The sequence below is a fragment of the Brachybacterium sp. AG952 genome (assembly GCF_004362645.1).
GTDB classification, from domain to species: Bacteria; Actinomycetota; Actinomycetes; order Actinomycetales; family Dermabacteraceae; genus Brachybacterium; species Brachybacterium conglomeratum.
In genome coordinates this window covers 53,320-64,132 of sequence record NZ_SNXV01000007.1, presented here as the reverse complement: position 1 = coordinate 64,132, position 10,813 = coordinate 53,320, and the positions used below count along the sequence as shown (strand labels likewise).

Annotated in this window: 7 protein-coding genes; all 7 read left to right on the top strand. The window is 73.4% G+C overall.

What is annotated here, in order from left to right:
* The first annotated feature begins 175 nt into the window (after positions 1 to 175).
* The 7 genes from mtrA to secA all read left to right on the top strand — a co-directional run bounded on the left by mtrA (position 176) and on the right by secA (position 10,802).
* Complete coding sequence (gene mtrA / locus DEU31_RS15540; RefSeq protein WP_029360252.1) at positions 176 to 871, top strand: MtrAB system response regulator MtrA; 696 nt, start codon at positions 176 to 178, stop codon at positions 869 to 871.
* A 16-nt stretch (positions 872 to 887) separates the two neighbouring features.
* A complete protein-coding gene (gene mtrB / locus DEU31_RS15535) occupies positions 888 to 2,666 on the top strand; it encodes an MtrAB system histidine kinase MtrB (protein ID WP_133677791.1) in 1,779 nt (592 codons plus the stop codon).
* Positions 2,663 to 4,363 carry an LpqB family beta-propeller domain-containing protein gene (locus tag DEU31_RS15530; protein WP_133677790.1) on the top strand — a complete coding sequence of 567 codons (1,701 nt, stop codon included), beginning with the start codon at positions 2,663 to 2,665 and terminating at the stop codon, positions 4,361 to 4,363. Before mtrB ends, DEU31_RS15530 begins: the two co-directional genes overlap by 4 nt.
* Before the next feature lie 149 nt (positions 4,364 to 4,512).
* Positions 4,513 to 5,391: a phosphoribosyltransferase family protein gene (locus DEU31_RS15525; protein WP_133677789.1), complete on the top strand. Its 879-nt coding sequence runs from the start codon at positions 4,513 to 4,515 to the stop codon at positions 5,389 to 5,391.
* Between the two features lie 185 nt (positions 5,392 to 5,576).
* Positions 5,577 to 6,245 (top strand): ribosome-associated translation inhibitor RaiA, encoded by a 669-nt coding sequence (gene raiA / locus DEU31_RS15520; protein ID WP_133677788.1) that lies wholly within the window; start codon positions 5,577 to 5,579, stop codon positions 6,243 to 6,245.
* Positions 6,246 to 6,402: 157 nt separating this feature from the next.
* A complete protein-coding gene (locus DEU31_RS15515) occupies positions 6,403 to 7,656 on the top strand; it encodes a crosslink repair DNA glycosylase YcaQ family protein (RefSeq protein ID WP_133677787.1) in 1,254 nt (417 codons plus the stop codon).
* A 164-nt stretch (positions 7,657 to 7,820) separates the two neighbouring features.
* A complete protein-coding gene (secA, locus tag DEU31_RS15510) occupies positions 7,821 to 10,802 on the top strand; it encodes a preprotein translocase subunit SecA (RefSeq protein ID WP_133677786.1) in 2,982 nt (993 codons plus the stop codon).
* The last annotated feature ends 11 nt before the right edge of the window (positions 10,803 to 10,813 follow it).

The window sequence follows — 10,813 nt, the reverse complement described above, 5'->3', positions numbered from 1 at the left end:
GAGTGGTGGCCCGCCGCCGATACGACGAACGTCGACACCCCGGCGTCTTCCGGCGACCGGGCGTCGCGGTGCAGGGCGTCGTGGGGCGGGGTGCGGTGCTCGGGGCGCCCGCGAGGCTACCGTCCGGACACCCCGGCGGCCGGGCTCCCCGGCGTCGGCCCCGCCCGGTGGCACAATGGCCCCCATGACGACGCCTTCACGGATCCTCGTGGTCGACGACGATCAGGCGATCGCCGAGATGGTCGGGATCGTCCTGCGCGGCAAGGGCTTCGAGGTCGCGACCTCGCCCGACGGCGCCTCCGCCCTGGAGGCGTTCCCTCGCCTGCGTCCCGACCTCGTGCTGCTGGACCTCATGCTCCCCGGGATGGACGGCATCGAGGTGTGCCGCCGGATCCGCCGCGAGTCAGGGGTCCCGATCATCATGCTCACCGCCCGCACCGACACCGCCGACGTGGTCGAGGGGCTCGAGGCGGGCGCCGACGACTATCTCACCAAGCCCTTCGAGCCCGAGGAGCTGGTGGCGCGGATCAAGGCGCGGGTGCGCCGCGTCGAGCCGCCGACCACCGAGCAGCTGACCATCGGCGACCTCACGATCGACGTCGACGGCCACGAGGTGCGCCGGGACGGGGAGCTGATCTCCCTCACCCCGCTCGAGTTCGACCTCCTCACCCAGCTGGCCCGCAAGCCCTGGCAGGTCTTCACCCGCGACGTGCTGCTGCGCGACGTGTGGGGATACCGCCACAGCGCCGACACGCGCCTGGTCAACGTGCACGTGCAGCGGCTGCGCTCGAAGATCGAGCAGGACCCGGAGAACCCCTCGATCGTGGTGACCGTGCGCGGGGTCGGCTACCGCGCGGGGAGCGGGTCCTGAGCGTGCCCGCGCCGCGGTGAGCGCTCCGGAGAGGGCCCGGCCCCCGGCGCTCCTGCGCGACCGTCTCCGCCAGGCCGCGGACCCGAGCAGCTGGTCCCTCGCGCTGCGGGTCGTGCTGGTGACCACTCTGCTGTCGACGCTGGCGCTGCTGGCCGTCGGCGCCTATCTCTCCACCGTCATCGCCGACGGACTCTACGAGCAGCGCCGCGACCGGGTCCTCGAGGAGACGGTCGAGGTGCGCGACGAGCTGGGGGAGTCCCTCGCCCAGCTCTCCGGCGCGACCAGCACCCAGCAGCAGGACGCGGTCAGCGCGTTCGTGCAGTCCACGGGCGGGCAGGGAGGCGGCGACCGCCGCGAGGTCGCGCTCGTGCCCGTGGAGACGACGGGGACTGTCTTCCCGGTCGCCTCCTCCGACCGGACCCTCTTCGACGAGGTCGACGACGAGTTCGCGGCCGCCGTCGCCGCGCAGCCCGACGCCGTCTCCTGGCGCTCGATCGGGAGGGAGGACGAGACGGGGCGCACCGAGCCCGCGCTGCTCGTCGGCACCCGGGTGGTGGTGCCCGGCGCGGGCTCCTACGACCTGTACCTCATCTACTCCTTCCAGGAGGAGCAGGAGACCCTCGCCTTCGTCCAGCGGGTGATCCTCGGCGGAGGGCTCGTGCTGCTGAGCCTCATCCTCGGCATCGCGATCGCCATCGCGCGCATGGTCACCACCCCGCTCAAGCGCGCCGCGCACGCCGCCGAGCGGATGGCCGCCGGGGACCTCACCAGTCGTGTCGAGGTCGCGGGCGCCGACGAGCTCGCCCGGGTGGGGGAGTCCTTCAACGACATGGCCCGCAGCCTCGAGCAGAAGGTCGACGACCTCACCGAGCTCTCCCGCGTCCAGCAGCGCTTCGTCTCCGACGTCTCCCACGAGCTGCGCACCCCGCTGACCACGATCCGGATGGCCTCCTCGGTGCTGGACTCGCGCCGCCAGGAGCTGCCCGGGGAGCTGCAGCGCACCACCGAGCTGCTGGCCGCGCAGGTGCAGCGCTTCGAGGTGCTGCTGGCCGACCTGCTGGAGATCTCCCGCTTCGATGCGGGCGCGGCGCAGCTCGAGGCCCTGCGCGAGGACATGGATGCGCTGGTCATGCGTGCGGTCGAGGACGTGCGCCCGCTCGCCGGGGCACGCGGCTGCCTGCTGGACGTGCGCCTCGGCGAGGGAGCCTCCACCGCGGTCGTCGACGCGAGACGGGTGGACCGGATCCTGCGGAACCTGCTGACCAACGCGATCGAGCACGGCGCGGGCAGCCCGGTGCTGGTCCAGACCGCGGGCGACGAGGACGCCGTCGCCGTGGTGGTGCAGGACTTCGGCCACGGCATCTCCCCGGAGGACGCCCGCCGCGTCTTCGACCGGTTCTGGCGCGCGGACCCCTCCCGCGCCCGCACCCTCGGCGGGACGGGGCTCGGCCTGTCGATCTCCGCCTCCGACGCCCACCTGCACGGCGGCTGGCTGCAGGCCTGGGGACAGGAGGGCGAGGGCGCGGTCTTCCGGCTCACGCTCCCGCGCCGCCCCGGCACCGAGCTGGTCCGCTCCCCGCTGCGGCTGGAGCGGCCCTTCGACCGCGCCCTCGCCGACGCCGCCGTCTCCCCGACGCCGACCGGCGAGATCCGCATCGGCCCCGACCTGCTGCCCGATCTCGACACCACCGACCTCGACCATCCCGCCGGCGAGGACGCCGCGGCCCGGCACCCCGAGGGGGAGGGCCCGGCCGAGGACGCCGCGGCCGAGGAGAAGGACGCAGGAGCGCGATGAGACCCGACCGCCGCACCGTGCTGCACGCCCTCGGCGCCGCCGCCCTGCTGGGCCTCGGCGCGGGCTGCGCCCGCATCCCCGTCGACTCCGGGATCGACAGCCGCACCCTGACCGGCAGCTCCCATCCCGGAGCGCCCTACGTGCGCGCCCTGCCCCCGGCCGACGGCGCGACCGCCCAGGAGGTCCTCGCGGGCTTCGTCCAGGCCGGCGTCGGCTCCGAGGACGACTTCGCCGTCGCCCGCGCCTATCTCACCGAGGAGGCGAGCGCCGGCTGGGACCCCGAGGCCCGGATCACCATCTACTCCGGCAGCCAGGAGCTGCAGGTGCGCGAGGAGAGCGAGGGGCGCCTGGTGCTCGGCCTGCAGGCGGTCGCCGTGGTCGATGCCCGCGGAGTGCGCAGCGCGCTCGCCGGCCCCACCCCGCAGGAGCTCGCCGTCGCGGTGGAGGAGGTCGAGGACCAGTGGCGCCTGAGCGAGGTGCCTGACGGGATCTTCCTCTCCGAGGCGGCCTTCGAGACCCTCTACTCCCCGGCGCGCCTGTACTTCCTCGACGCCCGGGAACGGCATCTCGTGCCCGACCACCGCTGGCTGCCGCTGCGCCGCGGCGCCACGGCCGTGCTCGAGGGCCTCGCCGCAGGACCGGTGAGCTTCCTTGAGGGGGCCGTGGGCAGCCAGATCCCCCGCGGCTCCGGCATCACGGACGCCGAGGTGGAGAGCGGGGCCGACGGCACCGCCCAGGTCGAGGTGCCGGGCGTGATCACCGGCCTGGCCGCGGAGCCGCGACGCCTGGCCCTGTCCCAGCTGGAGTCCTCGCTGCGCTCCCTGCGCAGCCTCTCGGTGGTGCGCCTCGTGCAGGACGGCAGGGAGCTGTCGCTCGAGGAGGACGGCCGGGTGGAGCGGGCCCTGCCGGGGCACCGGCCGATCGCCGCCGGACCCACCGGCGTGATCTCCCTGGCCGATCCCGGCAGCGCGGACCCGCCGCAGCTCGTCCCCGACCTCGCCGGACAGGAGATCGCCTCCCCGGCGATCGCCCCGGACGGCGGGCTCGCCGCCGCCCGCAGCCTCGACGGCGCGCAGGTGCTGATCGCCTCGACCGACGGCTCGGTCCCGCTGCGCGAGGCCGCGACGGGCACGGGCTTCGTCCCTCCTCGCATCGACGGCGCCGGCTGGGTGTGGACCTCCGTCGGCTCGAGCGCGGGCGCGCTGCTGGCCCTGTCGGGCAAGGGGGCCGAGCACGACGCGAAGGTCGATGCGCCCTGGCTCGCCGGCCGCGAGGTGCGCTCCCTGGACATCGCCGCCGACGACACGCGGATGCTGGTGCTCTCCGACGAGGCGGGCGAGGGCCGGCTCGAGCTGTGCGCCGTGGTGCGCGACGCCGAGGGCGTCCCCTCCGCCCTCACCGAGCCGATCCTGGTGCGCACCTTCTTCGCCGACGTGCGCCAGGTCAGCTGGTACGACGAGGGCACCGTCGTGGTGCTCGGGACCGATCCCGGCACCGGCGAGCTGCGCGCCCAGCTGCAGGACCTCTCCGGCACCATCGAGCCGCTGCCCACCCCGCCGCCCGGCACCGTGCGCCTGACCGGCTCCGTGGTGGCCGAGACGGTCTGGGCCGCCGATGCGGAGGGGAACCTGCGCCGCACCGACGGGGAGGGCTGGCGCGGCGTCGAGGTGACCGGCCGCGATCCCGGCTTCTACTGACGCCGCCCGAGCTGCTGACATCACCTGAGCTGCTGACGCCGCCCGAGCCGCTCCGCGTACCGCCGTCGACCTCCCCTCCCCAGCGCCGCCCCGTCCACCGCTCGGCCACGCCGCTCGTGCCGGGACGCTCCCGGTGCTGGGATCGGCCCATGCACAGCGGAGCGCCACGGCACGCCTCTCCTCGCACGCGGCCTGACCCGGGGGCCGGCCGGGGCGAGCGCGCGCTCGCCCTGCTCGCGGAGGTCGCCGCGCAGACCTGCTCCCTCGTCGCGCCGCGCAGCTGCCCCTGCGGCCGGGACAGCACCCGGCTCTGCCCGGACTGCGCGGCGCTGCTGCAGGCCTCGCCGCTGCGGGTCGACGCCTGCTGCGATGCGCTCCAGGTGCTCAGCGCCGCCCGGGTGCGGGAGCAGAGCCGGGAGGGGCTGCTTCTGCCCGCGGGCGTGGACCACAGCCCGCTCCTGCCCGTGCTCGCGCTCGGCGAGTACGGGGGAGACCTGCAGAGGCTCGTGCTCGCCTGGAAGAACGGCGGGATGCTGCACCTGTGCGGGGCGCTGGCCGCAGGACTCGCCCCCGCGGTGCGGCGGCTCGCGGAGGGATCGGGCGTCGCCGAGCCCCTCCTCGTCCCGGTGCCCTCCCGGCCGGCGGCCCGGCTGCGCCGCGGGGAGGACCACACCGCCGAGCTCGTGCGGGCGCTCGATCGGGAGGGCGCCGGGCGCGCACTCCTCCTGCGCGCCGCACCGACCACCGCGCAGGAGGGACGCGGCGCCCGGGCCAGGAGGCTGCGGCGGATCCGCCTGGACCCTGCGCAGGCGCGGCGCGCCCGCGCCCTGGACGCCCCGGTGATCGTCGTCGACGACGTCGTCACGACCGGCGCGACGCTGCGCGGCATGCACGAGGCGCTCGACGCGGAGGGGATCGAGGTGCTCGGCGCGGCCGTGATCGCCTCCGCGCGGGTGCCCGGGGTCGTCGCGTCCGCGGGACCGGGCGAAGCGCCCCCGGGGCCGGGCGAAGCGGACGAACCCGGGTGAACAGCACGCGCACGGAAGGGAACCTCGGGACGGATGGCCAGGAAACGCTGAGGGAAACGTGGCATGCTTGGTGTTCCTCGCCACACATGGGCGAGCAGTCCTCGATCAGGAGGTGCGCACCCCGACCAAGAGCCATCGCGGCCGGGCTCCGAGCGGCCGCACCCGGACAGGAGGAGAAACCACTCATGGAGATCAATGTCGTCGGACGTCATATGGACGTCCCGGATCGTTTCCGCCGTCATCTCACCGAGAAGCTCGACAAGGTCACCCAGTTCGCTCCCGCGGCGCTCCGCGTCGACGTGGAGGTCTCGCAGGAGAAGAACCCCCGTCAGGCCGAGCTCAGCGACCGGGTCGAGCTCACCGTGCACGAGAACGGCGCGGTGATCCGCTCCGAGGCCCGTGCCGACGACCTCTACGGCGCGCTCGACATCGCCTACGGCAAGCTCCTCGAACGACTCCGTCGCGCCCGTGACCGGCGCAAGGACCATCGCCGCGGACGCGACCGCGCCCATCAGGGGACCGGCGCGAGCCTGCGCACCATGCCCGCGGACCAGGAGATGCCCGAGTCGCTGCGACCGGCCGAGGAACCGGCCGCCGAGAGCACCGAGGCCCCCGAGCCCGGCGAGACCCGCGAGGCCGACCTGGCCGAGGCGGGCAGCCCCGTGATCATTCGCGAGAAGAAGCACACCGCCAAGCCCATGAGCGTCGACGACGCGCTCTACCACATGGAGCTCGTCGGCCACGACTTCTTCCTGTTCGTCGACGCCGAGTCCGGCAACCCCAAGGTGGTCTACCGCCGCAAGGGCTGGAGCTACGGCGTGATCGAGCTCGACGGGGAGCAGAAGGCGTCCTGATCCGGGACCAGCTCCAGAGGGCGGGAGGGCATCGCGAGATGTCCTCCCGCCCGTCCGTGCGCCCGGGACAACACCCTCTGCCCTCGGGGCGGTGCAGGGGCCGGCGGGTGCAGCGCGGCCGAGGACCGCATCGGGGGCACGGGGGACGGAGCGCGCCGTGGTCGAAGCGCTGAGCTGGAGCGCGGCCCGCCGCATCGCGCTGCGCGCCCAGGGGATGGGCGGCACGCGCCGGACGACGATGCCGCAGGCCGCCGCGAGCCGGCGCGCCCTCGTCCGCACCCTCGAGCGCACCCACCTGCTGCAGATCGACTCCGTGAGCGTCTTCGCCCGCGCCCACCACCTGCCCGTCTTCACCCGCACCGGGATCTGGGACCCCGCCGCCCTCGACCGCGCCTCCCAGCCCGGACGCTCCCGCCTGGTCCGCGAGACCCTCGCCCACGAGGCCGCGTTCACGACCGAGGAGGTCCACACCCTGCTGGACTTCCGCCGCCGCGCCACCTCCGAGCGCGACTGGGGAGTGATCCGCGAGATCGCCACCACTTCCCCGCACCTGTTCCCCCAGGTCCGGGAGGCGCTCGCCCAGATCGGCCCCGCGAGCGCGGCCGCCCTCTCCCGCCACCTCGGCGACACCGAACGGGGCGAGGGCTGGGGATGGCGGCGCACCCGCAGCCAGTGGGCCGTGGAGTACCTCTTCCGCAGCGGGGAGCTGGACTGCGTCGGCCGCAACTCCCAGTTCGAGCGGCTCTACACGCCGGCGCCCCCGCGCGAGGAGCCGCCCGTCCCCGAGGCGGAGGCGGTCGCCCGCCTCACGGCTCTCGCCACGCGCTCGCTGGGGATCTCCGACCCGGGCGCGATCGCCGACTACTTCCGCCTCCGGATCGGGCAGGTGCGGCCCGCGATCGACGAGCTGCTCGCGCGCGGCGAGCTGACCGAGGTCGAGGTCGCCCATCCCGCAGGGACCCGCACCATGCTCCTCCACCGCGACGCGCCCGGCCCGAGCCCGCTGCGCACGACCGCCCTGGTCAGCCCCTTCGACCCGATCGTCTTCCACCGGCCCCGGCTCGAGCAGCTCTTCGACGTCGAGTACCGCATCGGCATCTACACCCCCGCGCCGCAGCGCACCACCGGCTACTACTCCCTGCTCCTCCTGCTCGGGGACGTGATCCCGGCGCGCACCGATCTGCGCGCGGACCGCGAGCGCGGGGTGCTGGAGGTGCGCGGCGTCTTCGCCGAACCGCTCCCGCACCTGCCCGCCCGGCAGCGGCCGGGCACGGGCCGCGTCGTCGCCGCGCTCGCCGCGGAGCTGGACCGGGCCGCGCGCTGGCAGGGCCTCGAGGCCGTCGAGGTGCGCACCGGGGAGGGGGCGGGGGAGCTCTCCCGACCTCTCGCCGCCGTGATCGCGGCGAGCTGAACCCGCCGCGCGGAGCGGTGCAGGTCCCGCGCCGCGGCCCGCCCGACCCCGCCCGGGTGCGTGAGGAGACCCGCAGGTGCTCTCCTCCACGGGCGACGACGCTTACGATGGGTCGGGCATCAGCCGTCCATGGGGACGTCCCCACCATCTACGGGAGCACACGAGTGGCCAACCTCTTCGACAAGATCCTGCGCGCCGGCGAAGGCCGGGAGGTCCGCAGGCTCGAATCCATCGCGAAGCGCGTGGGCGAGGCGGAGGACGTCTTCTCGGAGCTCAGCGATGACGAGCTGCGCGCCGAGACCGACCACTTCAAGCAGCGCCTCGAGGACGGCGAGACCCTCGACGACATCCAGGTCGAGGCGTTCGCGGCCGTGCGCGAGGCCGCGCACCGCACCCTCGGCCAGCGCCCCTACGACGTGCAGATCATGGGCGGCGCCGCCCTGCACCGCGGCCGCATCGCCGAGATGAAGACCGGTGAGGGCAAGACCCTCGTCGCGACCCTCCCCGCCTATCTCAACGCGCTGGCCGGCAAGGGCGTGCACGTGGTGACGGTCAACGACTATCTCGCCGGCTACCAGAGCGACCTGATGGGCCGTGTCTTCCGCACCCTGGGCCTGACCACGGGCGTGATCAAGTCCGGGATGACCCCGGCGGAGCGCCGCGAGCAGTACGCCGCGGACATCACCTACGGCACGAACAACGAGTTCGGCTTCGACTACCTGCGCGACAACATGACCCTCTCCCCGGAGGAGCGGGTCCAGCGCGGTCACTTCTTCGCGATCGTCGACGAGGTCGACTCGATCCTCATCGACGAGGCCCGCACCCCGCTGATCATCTCCGGCCCCGGCTCCGGGGACGCGAACAAGTGGTTCAGCGAGTTCGCGAAGGTCGTCACCCACCTGCGCCGCGACCGCGACTACGAGGTCGACGAGAAGAAGCGCACCGTCGGCGTGCTCGAGTCGGGGATCGACGAGGTCGAGGACCACCTCGGCATCGACAACCTCTACGAGTCGCTGAACACCCCGCTGATCGGCTTCCTGAACAACGCCATCAAGGCCAAGGAGCTGTTCAAGCGCGACAAGGACTACGTGGTCCTCAACGGCGAGGTGATGATCGTCGACGAGCACACCGGGCGCATCCTCGCCGGCCGCCGCTACAACGAGGGCATGCACCAGGCCATCGAGGCGAAGGAGGGGGTGAAGATCAAGGCGGAGAACCAGACCCTCGCCACGATCACCCTCCAGAACTACTTCAAGCTCTACGAGAAGCTCTCGGGCATGACCGGCACGGCCGAGACCGAGGCCGCCGAGTTCATGAACACCTACAAGCTCGGCGTGGTCCCGATCCCCACGCACCGCCCGATGCAGCGCGTGGACCAGGCCGACCGCATCTATCGCACCGAGAAGGCGAAGTTCGACGCGGTCGTCGAGGACATCGTCGAGCGGCACGAGAAGGGCCAGCCCGTCCTCGTGGGCACCACCAGCGTGGAGAAGTCCGAGTACCTCTCGAAGCTGCTGACCGCCCAGGGCGTCGCCCACGAGGTGCTCAACGCCAAGAACCACGCCGGTGAGGCGGCGATCGTCGCGATGGCCGGTGCCAAGGGCGCGGTCACGGTCGCGACCAACATGGCCGGCCGCGGCACCGACATCATGCTCGGCGGCAACGTCGAGTTCATGGCGCATGCCGAGCTCGAGAAGCGCGGCCTGGACGCCGAGGAGGACCCGGAGGCCTATGAGGCCGCCTGGGACGAGGAGATCGAGCGCGCGAAGCAGGCCGTGGCCGAGCAGCACGACGAGGTCGTCGAGCTCGGCGGGCTGTACGTGCTGGGCACCGAGCGGCACGAGTCGCGCCGCATCGACAACCAGCTGCGCGGCCGCTCCGGCCGACAGGGCGACCCGGGGGAGTCCCGCTTCTACCTCTCCCTCCAGGACGACCTGATGCGCCTGTTCAACTCGGGCGCCGCCGAGTCGCTGCTCGCCCGCGGCGGCGTGGACGAGTCGATCCCGCTGACGGGGCGGATGGTCTCCGGCGCGATCCAGCGCGCACAGAACTCGATCGAGTCCCGCAACGCCGAGATCCGCAAGAACGTCCTGAAGTACGACGACGTCCTGACCAAGCAGCGCCGGAAGTTCTACGAGGAGCGTGCGCGCATCCTCGAGGGCGAGGAGCTCGATGCGCACATCGAGCGCTTCATCGAGGAGGTCATCGGCGGCACCGTCGACGCGCACACCGCCGGCAAGCCCGGCGAGGACGTCGACCTCGAGGAGCTGTGGGGCGCGCTGCGTGCGGCCTATCCCGTCTCCCTCACCCCGCAGGACGTCATCGACGAGGTGGGCGGCAAGGAGAACCTCGAGGCGAGCGAGCTCAAGCAGGAGATCCTCGCCGACGCGAAGGTCGCCTACGAGAAGCGCGAGGAGGAGCTCGGCGAGGAGGGGCTGCACCAGCTCCAGCGCCGGGTGCTGCTGTCGGTGATGGACCGTCGCTGGCGCGAGCACCTCTACGAGATGGACTACCTCAAGGAGGGCATCGGACTGCGCGCCATGGCCCAGCGCGACCCGCTCATCGAGTACGAGCGCGAGGGCCACCTCATGTTCAACGACATGATGGCCGGGGTGAAGGAGGACGTGGTCGGCTACGTCTACAACCTCGAGGTCCAGGTCGAGAAGGCCAAGCCCGTCGTCCCCCAGGCCGTCTCCGACCTGCTGCGCCGGACCGGCGCCAAGGCTGCGGCCGCCGTCGAGGCCGGTGCCGGCGCGAAGGCCGGGGCGGAGCCTGCGTCGACGGCGACGGAGGAGAAGGACGCGGACGCCGAGGCGACCGCCTCCGAGCACGCCGGCTCCGAGGCCGCCGGCTCCGCCGAGGCGGAGGACACGGAGGCCGAGGACCAGCTGAAGGCGGAGAGCTCCGTCGTGCTGCGCGCCAAGGGGCTCGACGACGGGCCGAACGAGCGCCAGCTGCGCTACAGCTCCGCCGAGGGCAGCGACGTCCAGGATTCCGGCACGCTCACCCGCGCTCAGCGCCGTCGCCGTGCGCGCGGCGAGGACGGGACCGCTGCGAACACCGTCTCGGACAAGCCCGAGGGCGCTCCGCAGGGTGACGGCCTGAACCGGGCGCAGCGTCGCTCTGGACGCCGCCGCAAGGGCTGATCGCGCCGACG

What these genes read in the sequence shown, in the direction of transcription:
- mtrA (WP_029360252.1), top strand. Translation starts at nt 176, where the DNA reads ATGGCCCCCATGACGACGCCTTCACGGATCCTCGTGGTCGACGACGAT.
- DEU31_RS15530 (WP_133677790.1), top strand. Translation starts at nt 2,663, where the DNA reads ATGAGACCCGACCGCCGCACCGTGCTGCACGCCCTCGGCGCCGCCGCC.
- DEU31_RS15525 (WP_133677789.1), top strand. Translation starts at nt 4,513, where the DNA reads ATGCACAGCGGAGCGCCACGGCACGCCTCTCCTCGCACGCGGCCTGAC.
- raiA (WP_133677788.1), top strand. Translation starts at nt 5,577, where the DNA reads ATGGAGATCAATGTCGTCGGACGTCATATGGACGTCCCGGATCGTTTC.